Annotated in this window: 13 protein-coding genes; 2 read left to right on the top strand and 11 right to left on the bottom strand. The window is 47.1% G+C overall.

The window, feature by feature from the left end:
• Positions 1–26 precede the first annotated feature (26 nt).
• The 8 genes from BN3912_RS03945 to BN3912_RS03910 form a co-directional block, all read right to left on the bottom strand.
• Positions 27–713: a M15 family metallopeptidase gene (locus BN3912_RS03945; RefSeq protein WP_023984197.1), complete on the bottom strand. Its 687-nt coding sequence runs from the start codon at positions 711–713 to the stop codon at positions 27–29.
• A complete protein-coding gene (locus tag BN3912_RS03940; protein WP_036859383.1) occupies positions 698–1,462 on the bottom strand; it encodes a glycerophosphodiester phosphodiesterase family protein in 765 nt (254 codons plus the stop codon). The genes BN3912_RS03945 and BN3912_RS03940 overlap by 16 nt, the downstream gene beginning before the upstream one ends.
• 328 nt (positions 1,463–1,790) lie before the next feature.
• A complete protein-coding gene (locus BN3912_RS03935; protein WP_023984195.1) occupies positions 1,791–4,271 on the bottom strand; it encodes a DUF3943 domain-containing protein in 2,481 nt (826 codons plus the stop codon).
• 406 nt (positions 4,272–4,677) lie between these two features.
• Complete coding sequence (locus tag BN3912_RS03930) at positions 4,678–5,493, bottom strand: GSCFA domain-containing protein (protein ID WP_036859380.1); 816 nt, start codon at positions 5,491–5,493, stop codon at positions 4,678–4,680.
• Between the two features lie 77 nt (positions 5,494–5,570).
• Entirely contained in the window at positions 5,571–6,218 is a 648-nt protein-coding gene (locus BN3912_RS03925; protein ID WP_023984193.1) for a YiiX/YebB-like N1pC/P60 family cysteine hydrolase, read from the bottom strand.
• A gap of 82 nt (positions 6,219–6,300) precedes the next feature.
• Entirely contained in the window at positions 6,301–8,367 is a 2,067-nt protein-coding gene (locus BN3912_RS03920; protein WP_023984192.1) for a TonB-dependent receptor plug domain-containing protein, read from the bottom strand.
• A gap of 133 nt (positions 8,368–8,500) precedes the next feature.
• The gene (locus BN3912_RS03915; RefSeq protein ID WP_004369183.1) at positions 8,501–9,781 is read right to left on the bottom strand and encodes an NAD(P)/FAD-dependent oxidoreductase; all 1,281 of its coding nucleotides are present in this window, start codon (positions 9,779–9,781) and stop codon (positions 8,501–8,503) included.
• Positions 9,782–9,996: 215 nt separating this feature from the next.
• Positions 9,997–12,489, bottom strand: a complete 2,493-nt coding sequence (locus BN3912_RS03910; RefSeq protein ID WP_023984191.1) for a YfhO family protein — start codon at positions 12,487–12,489, stop codon at positions 9,997–9,999.
• A gap of 89 nt (positions 12,490–12,578) precedes the next feature.
• Between BN3912_RS03910 and BN3912_RS03905 the strand changes: the two genes are divergently transcribed.
• Both BN3912_RS03905 and BN3912_RS03900 read left to right on the top strand, forming a co-directional pair.
• Positions 12,579–13,268: a 5'-methylthioadenosine/adenosylhomocysteine nucleosidase gene (locus BN3912_RS03905; protein ID WP_023984190.1), complete on the top strand. Its 690-nt coding sequence runs from the start codon at positions 12,579–12,581 to the stop codon at positions 13,266–13,268.
• Positions 13,269–13,358: 90 nt separating this feature from the next.
• Complete coding sequence (locus BN3912_RS03900) at positions 13,359–13,838, top strand: S-ribosylhomocysteine lyase (protein WP_023984189.1); 480 nt, start codon at positions 13,359–13,361, stop codon at positions 13,836–13,838.
• Positions 13,839–14,085: 247 nt separating this feature from the next.
• On the opposite strand, the gene BN3912_RS03895 is transcribed toward BN3912_RS03900, so the two are convergent.
• The 3 genes from BN3912_RS03895 to BN3912_RS03885 are packed head-to-tail and all read right to left on the bottom strand — an operon-like array spanning position 14,086 to position 17,523.
• Positions 14,086–14,841, bottom strand: a complete 756-nt coding sequence (locus BN3912_RS03895) for a succinate dehydrogenase/fumarate reductase iron-sulfur subunit (RefSeq protein WP_004369178.1) — start codon at positions 14,839–14,841, stop codon at positions 14,086–14,088.
• A 26-nt stretch (positions 14,842–14,867) separates the two neighbouring features.
• Positions 14,868–16,817 (bottom strand): fumarate reductase/succinate dehydrogenase flavoprotein subunit, encoded by a 1,950-nt coding sequence (locus BN3912_RS03890; RefSeq protein ID WP_023984188.1) that lies wholly within the window; start codon positions 16,815–16,817, stop codon positions 14,868–14,870.
• Positions 16,818–16,839: 22 nt separating this feature from the next.
• Positions 16,840–17,523 (bottom strand): hypothetical protein, encoded by a 684-nt coding sequence (locus tag BN3912_RS03885; RefSeq protein ID WP_023984187.1) that lies wholly within the window; start codon positions 17,521–17,523, stop codon positions 16,840–16,842.
• Positions 17,524–17,938 lie beyond the last annotated feature (415 nt).

The raw sequence follows: 17,938 nt of genomic DNA, 5'->3' as shown, positions 1-17,938 counted from the left end.
TTTATTACTTTCTATCAAGCAAGCGTCTACTCTATTACGCGGTAATAACGCTTGGCCTGTGCCCTTGTACAGAAATTGAAATGCCACCATTCGGTACGCAGAGGCATGAAACCGGCATAACGCATTACAGCTCTAAGAAGCTCACGATTACGTTTTGCCTGTTTACTAATACGCTTGTCGGCCACGAGTTGTGCCTCTTTATCGATGTGTGCCGCCGCACCCATGTAGTCTATCTTGGTACCCATATCGAGCGTATCGCCCTTTATATCGCATAAAGTTATGTCTACTGCCATGCCATAATTGTGCATACCGCCGCCGTGAGCGGGGTTGCTGACATAAATATTCTTAGGAGTGTTTTTCACTTGATCCCACATCTTTTGCTGGATAGACATAGGTCTGGCTGCATCGTACACCTTCAAACTAAGGTCCGGACGCAATTCCTTCAGCCGCTTTTGGGCACGTGCGAGTGCCTTAGCAGCCGTAGGATAAAGAAACGCCTCGCGCAAATCATCATAAAGTACAGTGCCGGTAAAATTATCGGGACGGGCATACATCAGCGATACGAAGATAGAAGGTTCCTCTTTCTTCACGTTCACATATCCCCTCTTTTCGAGCAACAACGCCGTTTTACTCAACTTCTGTTGAGCTTGCGCGAGGTTTATTCCTACTACGAAGAACAGGAATACGGCAATCGGTCTTACTTTTCTTTGCACACCTCGATAGCTTCCAAAGGATCATTTGTGGTAATATAATCCACACCGAGTTTCTTCATTTCTCTCATATCCTTTGCTTTATTCACCGTCCATACGTTCACATCCATGTCTAATCCATGAGCTTCATCCACCCAATGTGGGTTATCTCGAAGCACACTTAGGTGGTAATCGATGCCCGTTATGTTATCTATATAGAGCATAGCCGGCGTAATATCGCCATTCAGATAAGCCACACGAGCCTTCGGAGCACACTTCACAAGTTCTTTACACGCCTCAAGACTGAACGATATATACTCAACCTTTTTGGCTACGCCATACTTTTTAACAGCCTTAACCGTGGCACGTGCCGCCGCTCGATTGGCTTCTAACTTGTCATGTTTCTTAATTTCGATGATCAATTTCGTACGGCTTTTGGTCTTTTTCATTATCTGTAAGAACTCTTTCAGTTCGGGCATCTTCTCACCATTGCTCAAAGTAAGGTTCTTACACTGTGCATAAGTGGCTTTTTGAAGGGTAATACCCTTGTACGAAGGATCATGATTAACCATTAAATGCCCGTCAGTCGTAAGCCATATATCGGTCTCCGAACCGTAAATATTCAAATCAAGAGCGTTCTTGAGCGATGCACGCGAGTTCTGCGAAGCGCCTTCCGTATCCCAGTAACCACGATGAGCAATGACCTTAGTTTGCCCACATACATCCATTGCCATAAACAATGCCGCCATTAAGAAAATAAATTTAACTTTCATTGTATATTAGAATTTTAACGTTACAAAGATAAAAGTATTCGGGTGAACAGCAAAGAAATAACGCGAAAAAATACCGTTTACTGCTATTCCACCGAATATCTTCAGCTGCCATCTTGCTCGTTCGTCACTCTCGAACACTTTCACCGTGCAAAGCAGCCATCCCTCCTATCGGGCATAAATAGTACATCTACCGAACACAGAGCATGTGCCTAAGCGAAATAGGCATATCATATTCCGCAGCCGCTTGTACTATGTGTTTCCGGAAAATCGCGCCTCTTTTCATGCCGAAGATGCGAAGAAAGAGCGTATTTCCCAATACCGGCTACCGTCAGAAGCGATAAACAAGACCGACTTTTATTTCGAACGTGTTGGCTCTTACGTTCTCATGATACTTGTAATACGTAGTCCGAACGAAATAACTGCCGCTCATTTCGGCGCTGAACCTATCTTTCAATCTGAACACAAACATCGGATTTAACACCATGAGGCTCGCTATAGAGCGGTCGCCCTGCACGTTATAATACAACGGATCAGTAGAAGATAGGTCTTTAGTTTCGTATCCTTTCCAAGTAAAGATACGATAATAGTCTATATTGAGCACCATACGCAGCAAACGGGGGAACTCCATAACCGTGTTGGTTTTAAAGCTAAAGCCGCTTCCCATGTTGTAATCGCGGTCGATAACATTGTAATAATCGCTCTTAGAACCACCGAGCATGATGCCATCGAAGAAGATGCGTTGCTCCAAACGCGACAGGTTAGCCACGGCAGGAAAGCGGAATACAAGGCCCGGACCGAATGCCACGGCCTCTGAGATACGGTAAGGAGTGAGTGAAGTTCCGTCTTTTACGGGCATGCTATTATAGAAATTAAAGTGCTGGAAGATACCGAATTCGGTCTTAATTCGCTTTCCGGTAACCACAGGTGCACTCCATAACCGCCCTATCAGATGGGCACTGTTGAGCAAGGGCTGATTACCGCTAAGCCCAAGTGTGAGGTTTGCCGAAAAATAATCGTAGGGTTTGTTCGTTTCTTCACTAAATATATCGCCGTATTCCAAGTAAACATTCACATACGGATTATGCTCTCCGCGGAACAATCCCCCGTCATCAGCAAGGTATCTGTTACCGAACGAGAGCGATAACTCTACGGGTATCTGCCCGAAGTCGTGGTAAAGATAATTCTTGTTTCGCACTCTATAAGCCTCACCCCGTACCAGTCGGTTAAATCCTTGCATGGGATTCACGATGAAGGCGGCCGCTTCACGCAAGAAACGTCCTAATCCTTGCGTGCGATCATTAAGGATCATGCGGGATATTCTGTTGGTTATTTCGCCGAGACATGTACCCCCTAACGATGTTGCCATCCAATCATTGATGGCTGGGGGCTCACATTCGGCAAGCATCTCCCACATAAGACTGCCGCCTATAGCATAGGGCATCGACTCCCAGAAGGACAATCCGTTGCTGCGAGCCGAATTGAAATAGAGGTTTCCGTGATAGGGATGGGCGAACAAGTTGGTAGCAAAAGGATCGTTATCCCATACGAAACCCGTCTTGAAGTTGTTGCGTATAGTGTGGATATTTACCTGTGCAAAGTCTTCATTCATTATGAAACGATCGAAACCGAATACCAATGCATTGATGCCGGTTGCCTCGGCTGCGGCAATCCAATAGCGTTTCTTTAGAGGCAAAGCCATGCGTTCGTCGGTGCCGGGCTGTAGGGTATCGGCCGTTAAAGGATCGCCATTGAGCGAACGGTCCACCTTGTTACGTTGGTAACGGAACGAAAGTCCCACCTGTGCAATCAGCCTTTGTCGGTAATGTTCGTTATGGTAATAATGGCGAGTATCGCCATATCCCACCGATGCGAAGGCTCCCAATCGGCGGTTGATCTGGTAGTCGATATTGACATGTGCCTGCAGCGAGTAAAGTCTTTCGGGCTTATCAGTGCTGTTCCTTTCGAATGTTTCGATGTGATAGTAACCGATATCGCCGCTTACAGTCCACTTGGGAGAGAGACGGAAATACTGTCCGAGACGGTAAAAAAGCGTTCCGGAGAACTTACTGTCAAGTCCCATGTAGTGTGTTCCTACGCCTATTATGCTGTAGGTACTGCGGTTACGAAAGCGGAGTGCACCGTTCAGCTTCGACGTGTTGCCCGCGAATGCAAGGAAATCGATATCGGTTTGCGGATTAATATTGACAAGTCCGAGCTTTCGGGCCTGCGTATCGCGGGTGAAGTTGATGATGCCGACCTGCATGCCACGCGGGTGCGTCTGCGCTACATTGATAAATCCCAGCTGCAATCCATGCAATGTATCGGTGTAATTATAGGTTCCTGCCTGCACTCCATGTACATTTCCCGAGCTTATATTGGCAATGCCGGCAAGCTGTATGCCGCGTCCGACACCCATAGAAATATTGGTTAGGGCGCTTATCTGCATGCCTCGCAGCGGTGTAAGTAAGATATTCGAGAAACCGGAGAGCTGTATACCGCGCACAGATGCAGCTATATTAGACACACCCGATAACTGTAAGCCGCTTATTCGTCCTCCCACGGCATTGAAAAGGCCGCCTATTTGTGCGCCATGAGCATCGTTTTTCGTCGATGCCATAAGCAGTTGCAGCTGGAAACCGCTCAATGTATCGGCACGGCCCATAATCCCTACATTTGCATTTCGTACTGCAAGAGAGTCTTGAGAACGGTGCCCGATGGCGACAGATATATTGGGTATGCGGCGCTGAGCGACATTCGACAACGATATGAGCAACAGCAACAAAGCCATGAACAAGCGGATATGTTTCATACAAATACGGTTTAAAGACAACAGACTGTCTGTCTATTTAAATCAAAAGGCATGCCTAACGATAATATTCGGCATACCTAAATATATAGCTCTTTACCGACAAAAATAGTAAAATGAATTGATAAATACAAATTTCCGGCAATTTACATGAAAAAAATATGGTATATGCTGAACATATATGTGCCGTTATACGGATAAAAATAGGCGGAATGATAGAAATATCTTAAAGGTAAAGGGATAGAATGATAACGGCGCAAAAAGAGCTGGGCACAAGAATGTTTAAAACAGAATTACAGGATACGTTTCTTAGAATATCTGTCTAAAGCGCTTAGAGTAACTGTCTGCCCCTCTTAGATATGCTATCTGAGGGAGACAGACCTATAGTCTGCTGATAGAACAGTGATAATCAAGAGGCGATGGATACGTCGAGTTCGGGATATTTCCGGCGCAGACAGGCCAGCTTCTGCATGGTCTTTGCCATGAAATCTTTATATTCCGTGCTGTCCGGATCAAACGGTTTGTGCCTCAAGGCCTCCTTGATAGGTCGCCATTCTGCTATAAAACGTTCGGTCTCTTCGGCAAAATAACACGCGGAAAACCGTTCGTATATGTAGGCTACAGCTTGGTCGTTGGGGTGCAACATATCCTCTTTGTAGAACCTGTAGTCGCGCAATTCGTCGTTTACAAGTTCGTAGGCGGGGAAATAACTCACACAGTCGTAACGCTCAGCCAGCGCATCTGCCGCCAGCAGAAGGACGGCTTTCGAGAGTTGGCTGCCGTGATAACCGTATTTGCGATACCGTATAGGGCTAACGGTAACTATGACTTGTACCGCTGGATTGCGTTCTTGCAGCGCCTCTACGGCCTTGCAAAGGTAACGGGTACACGCTTCAACGCTTAAACTTTCCTCCTGAAAGAGGCTTTGGGGGCGCTTTTGGCAGTTGTCTACAATCTCTCCGGTCTCCTTAAATCGATATACGCGGTTGGTACCCAGTGTGAATATCGCCGTTCGAGGGGCCTCTCCGCGGTATCGTTCCACGGTGTGAAGAACGGAAGCCGGATTGTACATCACGCCGAAAGGGTTCACCTCGGCACGAAACTTCTCTTCCTGAAACCGCTTGCCCATACTTTCAGCAAAGCAAGAACCTACAAATAACATCCGTTCGAGCGGCTTTATCTCGAACTTTCCTTTCGGTATATCGACGATAGTTCTGAATTCCATACTGCAAAAATAAGGAAAATTCCGATGACAGCCTGCACAGAACGGATAAAAATACGGCCGTGGCAGTGCCGACGCCTCTACGGTTTGTAGAAACGATATACCACGGCCAGCTCTTTTCTTCGCGACAGATCGCCCGGATTGCTGCCCGGTTCACCTTCGGGAACCTGTAGACCTTGTCGGCCGTAATAAGCCTTCCAATAGTCGGTTATGCGGCCGTTACGATCATGAAACGACATGGGTATCGGCTTAAAAATAAGCTCTCCGTTGACATCTACATACGACTTTTGCACCAATTCGCTGCAATATATGCGGTCGTCATCGGGCATGAAATTGTAATCATACGGCTTGCCTAAGTGGGTTAGAGCGCGACTCACCGAGCGCGATACGCCCGTGGTATCGCGCAAACGGCTTGCCAATACCAGCGACAGGGATGCGTTACGGCTGTTGCGTTTCATAAAACTGTCGATCTCAGTCAGCACCACTCCTTGTCTTACAGCCTCCAAAGCATACGGCGAATTGCCACGATAATGAACGATGGCCACATGATCTATATTCAGATTTTCGGTGCCCTCGGTTACATCCGTGATAGCATTACCTTTGACAGCGATACAAAACAACAGGTCTCCCTCGCGCAACATGGCGTATTTGCCCGTACTTTCAACGGGTATATTTGTGCTGCATGCAAGCAGAAAAACCTGCAACAACAAAAGAAATATACGTTGCATAGTGTATTCGTTTAGACAGAAAAAGGAGTCGGCATAGGCGGTTTTCCGATGATTAACGGCCTTGCCGACTCCAGTATATTATTTATAAATCGATGTCGATAGAGCATCCTGCCGTCACCCAAGCGCCGGGCTGAGGCACATTGCCCACATCTACATACTTTTTACCGGATAGGTTGTTCGCCTCTACATACAGCTTATATCCGGCATCGTTCCACGACATTCGGGCGTCAACGATACTGTACGGCCGATACGTCTGTACCCGTCCTTGCACATCGGTATAGCTTCCGGTACGGTCGGCAAAGCGATATGCCAGCGTCATATTGAGCTTGTTCCACACATGCAACTGCATGCCGGCCACGATTTTATGCCGAAGGAATTCCAGTACATAGCGACTCTGCAAGCCGTCGTGTTCCTGCTTATTCTGGTCGATATAATGGTATGCCACGTCTACGCTGCGCAGGAAATGCTGCGAGGGCCACAGTCTGTCGAAGTCGAACCGCAATGCAGCCTCGATACCTGTAGAGTTTATCGTTCCGAAGTTTACCGAATGCCACTCGCCGTTGGGCCCTTCGGCAGTGTAACGTATCCAGTCTATCAGGTTTTTACAATGGTTGTAATACACGCTTGCAGTGCCCGAAACGCCGTCGGAGCGGTATTTCAATCCGCCTTCGAGCGCCGACAACTCTTCGGGTTTCAGGTATTTGTCGGCCTTATGTCCCCCTACCGAATAGTACAGTTCGGTAACAGAAGGCATACGAAGCGAGGAGTTATATGATGCAAAGAGCTTGAAATGATCGTCCAATCTATACGAAACGTCGGCGCCGGGATATACGCGCATGTTCATTTCAGCCCACGAATTTTTGGTGGCGATGATACCCATAGAAAGGGTAAAACGGCGGAGCAACACGTTATGTTCTACAATGAAACTGACATTGGTGCGGTTCAATCCGCGGTCGTAGCTGCGGTCTGTACCGTGAATGCGGTGCGGGCGGGCAAGCTGTTCGCCGAGGTTACCGCTCACAAGGTCTTCGTTTCGCAGCTCTGCACCTACTGCCGTCCGCCCCAAGGCCCAGTCTGCATAAGCGTTAAGATTTACACCATACACATCTGTACGGTTGTAATTGAACGGATATTTGTGGGGTGCATCGCGGAAAAGTTCAAAGCGATCCGTGCTTCTATTCCAATAGAACGACGGACGGAAATAGAAACTACCGCTCTTAACCTCGGCCTGCAAGGCGGTAAAAGACTTGAAAGTGTGCTCGAATTGGTCGTCCCATTTAACGCCATAGAACGTATTTGAACCGAAATTTTTGCTGCTCAAACCGGCATGCCAACTTATTTTAAGATCGCCATCCCGATAGTTTCCCTGATAAAAAGCCTTGGTTCCGCGGTAATCCGCATTAAGTGTACCGGCCTTATTGCGGCTGTATCCGTCGCTTCGGGCATAGCTTCCCGAGAACTGATTGCGCCATTTGCCGTTCACGATGTTGGCGCGCAGGCCACCCGAAGCGTAGCCATACGAGCCGCCTTCGGCATGTGCAGTGGCGCTGCTCCTATCGGGTATGCGCGTTATAACGTTGATTGCGCCGAGTAGAGAGGATGTTCCGTAGACACGACCGGCCGGTCCTTCCAAGACTTCTATGCGCTCTATTTCGCTTAGGTCTACGGGAAAATCGAAAGAATTATGCCCTGTTTGCGGATCGCAGATATTGATACCATTGAGCAGGATGGCTACCTGTTCGTAGTTTCCGCCACGCATACCCACGTCGGATTGCGCTCCGATAGGCCCTCTTTGCCTTACATCCGCCCCTATGGCGTACTTCAAAAGATCGTTAACACTTTGTACGGGGGCGGCGGCAATATCCTCTCGCCTCAGTACAGTTACCATTCGTGCCGACTGTTGGGCAGTCAGCGGTGCGCGAGAGCCCGTAACTACGACCTCTTCCAGCTTCACTTCTTGGTGCTTCAGCGTATCTTCAGCCAACACGGGCCTAATGCTGATGCCGTCTGCCTTGGCATAAGTAAGGGTGCTGATGCTCAATACACCGACGATAACCTCCCTGCCTAAGGCTGCAAAAAGCGAATATCCCTTGCGTGAGAAATGCTTGAAACGCAAAGGTTCGCGCTTGTTAAAACTAAAACTTTTCATAAATCGCCCGCAAAGGTAGCAAAAATAGGCTTGCCATCCAAATAATCTGCGTGCGCACTTTACCGCACACGTCGGTGCCGAGCAAGGCATGCGACACGGTTACGGCATAGCTATTTCGCTGACGGGACGGCCGTTATCTGCGCTTATAAGAATTGAGGATAAGGCGTAGAGATAGTTTATAATTGATGTAATTCCAAATCCAGTTGAGCAATACCACTACTTTGTTCCTCACACCCAATATGGATCGCAAGTGTACAACGAGCCAAAGCAGCCACGCAAACAACCCTTTAAACTTGCAACCTGCTATCTCTGCCACCGCTTTATTGCGACCTACCGTGGCCATGGTGCCGAGGTTCCGATAACGGAAAGGCGCCATGCTATGCCCATCGGCTGCGGCTTTCAGGTTTGCAGCCAAGTTACGAGCCTGCTGTATGGCCACTTGGGCAAGCTGAGGATGCCCGTCAGGATAATTCGGATCGGCCGTCATGATGCACTGGTCGCCAATGCTGAAGACGTCGTTCAGTCCTTCTACGCGGTTGAAAGCATCTACTTTCAGCCGTCCTCCGCGCCCGATACACGCTTTATCGATACCGCCTATCTGCGTTGCACGCACGCCGCTCACCCAGATAACGGTTTCGGCAGGGATGCTGTTCCCATCTTCCAACACCACAAGATTATCCTTATAATCCACCACGCGCTTGCCGAGTATGAGTTTCACCTCCATATTTCGAAGGTAACGTTCTGCCGAGGCAGACGATTCGGGCGACATGCTTTTGAGCAGCACATCGTCGGCATTAACCAAGTAAATATTCATCAGACCGGCATCGAGATCATGGTATTCGCGCGGCAGAACCATGCGCTTCATCTCCGAGAGCGCGCCTGCAATCTCCACACCCGACGGGCCTCCGCCCACTATCACTATGTTGAGCAGCTGCTGCCGCTCATCGTTATCGGTCGTACTGATGGCCTTTTCGATGTTCGAAAGAATAATGTTGCGGATGCTCATTGCCTCAGAAACGGTTTTCATCGGGTAGGCTTCGTGCTGTATATGCTCGTTGCCGAAGAAATTGGTTGCCGCTCCGGCGGCCATCACCAAGTAATCATACTCCACTTCTCCTATGGAAGTGTGGAGCACTTTATGCGCTGTATCGACGGAATTTGCCTCGGCATAGCGGTAAAAAACATCCCTCCGATTTTGGAAGAGACGGCGGAAAGGAAACGAAATCGAGCTGGGTTCGATGCCTGCCGATGCCACCTGATAGATCAATGGGGGGAACTGATGGTAATTGTTCTTATCGATCAGCACGATCTGAAATCCGGAATGTTTCAGCCTTCCGGCCAGTTCGATGCCGCCGAAACCACCGCCTACGATAACTATTCTCTTCTGTTTAGTTCTTTGTATATTGAGACTCATACCGCTATACCTGTTGTTTAAATTTCTTTATAAAGAGGGCTACAAAAAACATACCAAAACAGTATGGATAACAAATGTTATCATCGGCGCCGACAAAGCGGCACTCTAACGCTATCAGACCGTATATGCGTGCGGTTTATCCCTATGGTCTATCGTAGATATAGCATAGGGATAAACCGCATGAATATTGCGAAAAGGGTTCGTTCAGCCGTGTTTTAAGGCTTTTTCCGCTTGCGTTTTCGTTCTGCAAGCACCCCGAACAGCACCGCTAAAAGCAGAACTACGTAAGACAGATAGGCCACCGTTTCGGTTTTCTTGATAGATGTAGGATGGAAATCGAGTTCTACCCGATGGTTTCCGGCCCCCACCCGAAGTGCACGCAAGATATAATCGACACGACCGAGAACGGCAGGTTTGCCGTCTACAGTGGCCGTCCACCCGGGATAATATATCTCTGAAAACACAATGATGCCGCCCGTATCCGAATTTACATCGTAGATCAGATGGTTCGGTTTATAGTCTTTAAGCGTAACAATCGACGTTTTACCCTGCATAACCGCATTGCCTAACTGCTCTTTAAACCTCATGTCGGCCACACCTTCGTGGCGCAAATCGAGTTTCCCAATGGCGTCTAACTCCTGATTAGCGTTATTCACATAGCTCAATTTATCTATAAACCATGCGTTACCATAGGCATACGGGTTCAGTATGGGCACCGTTTGTCCGCCTTGCAACGGAAGAATAAAGTACTTGGCATTCAGCATATTCAGCACCGGATATATGCTGTCGCCGTTCACTTTGGTAATATCGCCTTGGGCTTTTGCTATGGCTGGCATCATTGCCTGCATCTCCGGAGAGATATAGGCATCTATCATTTCCTGATAACGACGCAGCTTTGCGGCATGATAACCGCCGATACTCTTGTGATAATAAGAGGTTTCGTTCTCGTTGAACGTATTGGACGCGAGGTTCAGCACGCGGTAATCGAGCGATTTGTCCATCAGTATTTGGCGATCGGTCGGCGTCATTGTTTGCGGTGTATCGCGCACACTCCGCTCTACAAACATAGCATCGTTGAGATAACGCTTATTAACTTGCCACATATCTATTAGGCATAACACCGCTATAATGCCGATCATCCACTCCGAACGCAACTTCTTGGCTTTGAAAAGCAACAGGAGTGCCGTGCCCGCAACGATGATCCAGAACGAACGCCAACAGTCGGCAACGAACACAGCCTTGCGCATTTCGCGCAGATTATCGAGCAACGGATTGAGATATTCGGCGGGAATGTTCTTCATAGAAGCCAACTCTGAAGACGATACGAAGTCGGAGAAGAACACCGAGGGCATTAGTGCAAATAGCAAAGCAATGCCGCCTGTAAGCGCAAAACTGACATATACGTACTTTATTTTTACGGTCAACAGTTCCGGTTCGTCTGTTATTCTCTTCAAAGCCATCATGGCTAACAGCGGTATAGTGAACTCCGCGACCACTAAAACGGATGCCACCGTGCGGAATTTGGCATACATAGGCACGTAATCCAAGAAGAAATCGGTAAACGGCATGAAGTTACGTCCCCACGAGAGCAATACCGAAAGCACGGTAGCCGCAAGGAGTGCCCACTTCATGGGGCCTTTTACGATGAACAGACCTAAGACGAACAGCATCAATACGAATGCTCCGACATAGACAGGGCCGCTCGTTCCGGGCTGTTCGCCCCAATACTGTCCGAGTTGCTGGTATATTTCATTAAACTCGGGATTGGCCTTTTTCATCGCCGTTTCGTTCATCGACAACGGTACCGAGGCACCTCCTTTGGCATTGGGCACAAGGAGTGTCCATGTTTCGCCCACCCCGTAGCTCCACTGCGTGATGTAATCACGGTCGAGACCGCTATTGGTTTGGTTCGACACATCTTTCTTCACGAGTTCGCTCTTGCCGCGCATACTCTCCTGACCATACTGCCATGTGTGGTACAGGTTGCTCAAATTGAGGCAGATACCCACGGCTGCACCGGCCATACATACCAGCGTTGCCTTACCGAAACGTGCCAGTCGGTTGGTTCTGACGGCATCTATAAGATAGGCAATAATCATGAACAAGATGACGAACAGGAAGTAATAAGTCATCTGAACATGGTTGGCTTTCACCTCGAACGCCGAGAACAGCGCCGTAAGAATAAATCCCCAAAGGAACTTGCCCCTATAGGCAAGCACCACACCCGCTATCATCGGGGGCAGATAAGCAAGCGCCATCACCTTCCAGATGTGCCCCGCAGCGATGATAATAAAGAAATAACTGCTAAACGCCCATATAATGGAGCCCAGCACGGCGAGCTCTTTACGGAAGTCGAACGCACAAAGCAAGATGTAAAAACCAAGCAGGTAAGCAAACACATACCATACGTTTTCGGGCAACCACAGATGGTATACGTCCATTACCTTACCCAAAGCGTCGCTGCTGGTGTACGACGGAGCGGTCTGATAAGTAGGCATTCCGCCGAATACAGAGTTGGTCCATCGCGTGGGTTCGCCCGTTTGTTCAAGATATTCCTGCTGTTCGTGCCCCATACCTCGCCCTGCAGCGCTGTCGTGTCGGTAAAGTATGCGGCCTTCAAGGTCGGCCGGCATGAAATAGGCAAACGAAATAACGGCAAACAATGCTACGACTGCCACGTCGAGCCAATACTTTTTCAATGCTTCCATTTAGTATAAACGTTTGTTATATTGTGCGCAAAGATAAGAAAAAGTTAAGAGATTTTTCTTATTTTTGCAGGTAAAATAGGGTATATATTATGAAAATAGGAATAATAGTTGCAATGGATAAGGAGTTTGCACAGCTCCGTTCGTTGCTCTCAGACAGCCGTACAGAACACCGGAACCATAAGGATTTCGTGCTCGGAACCATCGCCCAAAACCGGATTATCATGCAGCAATGCGGCATAGGAAAGGTAAACGCTGCCATCGGAGCTGTAGAAATGATCGACAATTACCACCCTGATCTCGTTGTATCTTCGGGGGTTGCAGGCGGCGCCTCGACCGCCTTGAACGTTACGGAGGTAGTTGTAGGCACGGAATATGCCTACCATGACGCCTATTGCGGTAGCGAATGCGAGTACGGACAGATAATGGGAATGCCGCCGAAATTCCGTTCACCGGAGCAATTCACGGCTATTGCGCTCGACATTCGTTGTACTACACCCATTCATGCAGGCCTGATAGTGAGCGGAGAATGGTTTGTAGACAGCCGTGAAAAGATGGTGCAAATACTCGATAAGTTTCCTGAAGCCTTGGCAGTGGATATGGAAAGCTGCTCCATAGCGCAGACTTGTCACATTTATCATACACCCTTTATATCGTTCCGCATTATCAGCGATGTGCCTCTAAAGGATAACAAAGCCGCACAATATTACGACTTTTGGGAACGAATGGCCGAAGGTTCCTTCAACGTAACCAAGCAATTCTTGGAACGCTTGGCACTTTAATTATCGATATTATAAACATTCAAGGCATACATTTCTCCCCCATAGGTATGCCGCATGCACTACAAGCCATGTTTAGGAGAACAAACAACAATGGATAAGATACCGAGTTTTACAATCGACCACAACAAACTGTTGCGGGGAATTTACGTAAGTCGCAAAGACAAAGTAGGCGGAGAAGTCGTTACAACGTTCGACATACGCATGAAAGAGCCTAACCGCGAGCCGGTTCTTCATAACGGAGCTATCCACGCTATGGAGCATCTGGCGGCGACATACCTAAGGAACGACGCCGAATGGAGGGACAAAATCATCTACTGGGGGCCTATGGGATGCCTCACAGGCAACTATCTGTTGCTGAAAGGTGACCTAAGTAGCCGCGACATATTGCCGTTGATGAGGCGTACATTCCGCTTCATAGCCGAATATGAGGGCGAGATACCGGGCGCAAAGGCCAAAGATTGCGGCAATTACTTGCTGCACGATTTGCCTATGGCACGCTGGGAAGCCCGTAAATTCCTCGAAGAAGTGCTCGAAAACATAACGGATGCTAACCTCGAATATCCCGAATAAAGATAAAAGGGCAAATCTAAAGGTAAAGGAATAGAAAGGTAAAAAGATAATAAATAATACACCTATCCCCAACAGACAATGGTCGCGGTATTCCCGTTGATGAGGTAAAAAGATAATAAATAATACACCTATCCCCAACAGGCATACCATCTATCGGCAACAGACACGGCAAATAAAGATACAAAAAAATCCCTCTATCCATTACAAACATGGATAGAAGGATGGGTATAGATACAATATTTTATAATCAATCGTTGAGCTTGGCAACGATAAACTCGCGATTCAAGCGTGCGATATTCGCAATAGATTCGTTCTTGGGGCACTCTGCTTCGCAAGCACGGGTATTGGTACAGTTACCAAAACCGAGCTCCTCCATCTTCATTACCATGGCTTTAGCACGACGAGCTGCCTCGGGACGCCCCTGCGGAAGTAATGCCAACTGGCTTACTTTCGAACTTACAAAGAGCATGGCCGAACCATTCTTGCAAGCTGCAACGCATGCCCCGCAACCGATACAAGTAGCACAATCCATGGCTTCGTCGGCATTTTCTTTCGGTATGAGAATGGCATTGGCATCTTGCGGCTGCCCTGTACGTACGGAAACATAACCGCCTGCTTGGATAATCTTATCGAAAGCGCCGCGATCTACCATACAGTCTTTAATGACAGGGAAAGCTGCCGAACGCCACGGCTCGACAGTTATCACGTCTCCATCGCTGAACCGACGCATGTAGAGCTGGCATGTAGTTGCACCGGTAGCAGGCCCATGAGGGTGTCCGTTGATATAGAGCGAACACATTCCGCAAATTCCTTCGCGACAATCATGGTCGAATACAAACGGTTCTTTGTTATCCTCGATGAGCTGTTCGTTCAAAATATCCAACATTTCGAGGAAAGATGTATCGCCGGGAATATCTTTCATCTCGAACGTATCGAAATGACCTTTAGCCTTAGGTCCATTCTGACGCCACACTTTAAGTGTGAAACTTATATTTTTGTCCATTGTATTATCTTTATGCTATTATGGAATTAACTCTTATAATTTCTGGTCTGAACCTTAATATATTGGTAATTGAGGTCTTCTTTCAGCAACTCGGGAGCCGCCTCGTCGGAACCATTGTATTTCCAACATGCTACGTACATGTAGTTTTCATCATCGCGCTTAGCCTCGCCTTCCTCGGTCTGAGACTCTTCACGGAAATGTCCTCCGCAGCTTTCATTACGGTTCAACGCATCATAAGCCACCAACTCGCCCATCGTGATAAAGTCGCGCAAGTGGATTGCCTTGTCGAGTTCTACATTCAATCCTTCCTTACTGCCCGGGATACGCACATTGTTCCAAAACTCTTTACGGAGTTCTTTCATCTTCTTCAAGCCCGTTTCGAGACCTTCTTTCGTGCGCCCCATGCCTACATACTCCCACATGATGTGACCGAGCTCTTTATGAATAGAATCCACGCTGCGGGTTCCTTTGATAGACATAAGTTTATCGATCTGTTCCTGTACGGCTTTCTCGGCTTCTTCAAATTCAGGAAGATCGGTTGAGAAACGGGGTACCGTAATCTGATCACTCAGGTAGTTCTGCATAGTATAGGGAATAACGAAGTAACCATCAGCGAGCCCCTGCATCAGAGCAGAAGCACCAAGACGGTTGGCACCATGGTCTGAGAAGTTGCATTCGCCAAGGGCAAAAAGCCCCTTGATGGACGTCTGTAGTTCGTAATCTACCCAAATACCACCCATGGTATAATGGATAGCCGGATAGATCATCATCGGATTTTCGTACGGATTTACATCGGTAATCTCTTCATACATATCGAAAAGGTTACCATAACGCTGCTCCACAACACTCTTACCAAGGCGCTGTATGGCCTCTGAAAAGTCGAGGAATACGGCCAACCCGGTATTGTTTACACCGAAACCTTTATCACAACGCTCTTTCGCTGCACGTGATGCAACATCACGGGGAACTAAGTTTCCGAATGCAGGATAACGACGTTCCAAATAATAATCGCGGTCTTTTTCCGGAATATCTTTGCCCTGAAGTGTTCCTGCCTGCAAAGCCTTGGCGTCTTCAAGTTTCTTCGGAACCCATATACGCCCATCGTTACGGAGCGATTCAGACATCAATGTCAACTTGGATTGCTTATCACCATGCACCGGAATACAGGTAGGATGAATTTGCACAAATGCAGGATTAGCAAAATAAGCCCCTTTGCGATAACATGCTACAGCTGCAGTGCAGTTGCATCCCATGGCATTGGTAGAAAGAAAATAAGTATTTCCATAGCCTCCTGTTGCAATACATACCGCATGGGCCGAAAACCGGACAAGTTTGCCAGAAACTAAGTCTTTAGCAATAATACCACGAGCCCTGCCATCAATAATGACAACGTCTTCCATCTCATATCGGGTATAAAGTTCGACTGTACCTTCATGAACCTGACGACTCAATGCAGAATAAGCACCGAGAAGCAACTGCTGACCGGTCTGTCCTTTGGCATAGAACGTACGACAAACTTGCACACCACCGAAAGAACGGTTGGCAAGCATACCTCCATATTCACGCGCAAAAGGCACACCTTGTGCCACACATTGGTCAATGATATCGGCACTTACTTCTGCCAAACGATACACATTCGCCTCACGCGCACGATAATCTCCACCTTTGATCGTATCGTAAAAAAGACGATATACGGCATCGCCATCGTTCTGATAATTCTTTGCAGCATTGATACCTCCTTGTGCTGCAATGGAATGAGCCCGACGAGGAGAATCCTGTATACATAAGTTAATTACATGAAAACCCATCTCACCGAGTGAAGCAGCGGCAGATGCGCCTGCAAGGCCGGTACCTACAACTATTATATCAAGCTTGCGTTTGTTTGCAGGGTTAACCAATTTCTGATGAGCTTTATAGTTAGTCCATTTCTCAGCCAAAGGGCCTTCCGGAATTCTTGAATCTATTTGATTAGCCATAATTTATATTTTTACAGTATTATTAAGCATGACAAAGACTTGGGGCACATCCGAATGCGAATGCTAAAACCACAATAAGGAAACCAAGCATCAAAAGAGTAGAATAAACAAGACCGATCATTTTCCAACGATTGAACCAAATCTTACCGTTTACTCCCAATGTTTGCATTGCACTCCAAAAACCGTGAGAAAGATGAAACCAAATGGCTACAATCCAAATAACATAGAGCACTACATACACAGGATTAGCAAAAGTATCCTGAATGTAAGCAAAACCGTCAGAAGGAGAATGTGCTCCCATCAAACCGAAGATTTCGGCAAACATCATGTTGTACCAAAAGTTAAACACATGTAACAATAAGCCGAGAAGAACGATAATTCCCAAAACAAGCATGTTCTGCGAAGCCCATTCTACCTTTCCTGGTCTTGCCACAACTGCATAACGTTCTGTTCCACGGGCAATACGGTTCTGCACTGTCAGGATAAATGCATATACAATGTGGCATACGGCAAGTGCTGCCAAGCCGATTGTAGCTACCACTGCATACCAATTGGCACCGAGCAGTTCACAAATCTTATTATAGGCTTCTCCCGAAAAGAGTGCAACAAGATTCATGCACAAGTGGAATGTCAAGAATAGAATAAGTGCAACACCGGTAAGCGACATTACTACTTTCCTACCAATAGTCGAATTGATTAACCACATAAATGATTGATTTTTAAATATTTAATTGTTATAATAATCGTATTAACATACAGACATGACTTATCTTATATCCATAAAATCAAACTGCCACAATACCTTATTGTAGGTATTGCAAGTACATCAATGGACTGCAAAAATACTACATTTTGATGATAATTCAAAGCAATTTCTATAAAATTTACCCGAGTTCTGCACAAGTTTCATACAACAAATTTGTTCTTGTCGATGGGTTACGAAAGTTTTAGATAACAATATAGAGGTAAAATAGCATCTTCATACATACACTTATATGTTTTCATTACTTTCTTCTCACACCGTCATAACAGCAAAAAAATATTGATTATAAGACCGTTACGGCAAAACAGAAGCTGGCAGCATAATAACAAAATCTCGTGTGAACAAGATATTTTTTCAT

It is taken from the genome of Prevotella phocaeensis, from assembly GCF_900065875.1.
In the GTDB taxonomy this organism is placed as follows: domain Bacteria; phylum Bacteroidota; class Bacteroidia; order Bacteroidales; family Bacteroidaceae; genus Prevotella; species Prevotella phocaeensis.
The sequence above is the reverse complement of the archived record's forward strand: the minus strand, read 5'-3'. Positions and strand labels throughout refer to the sequence as shown.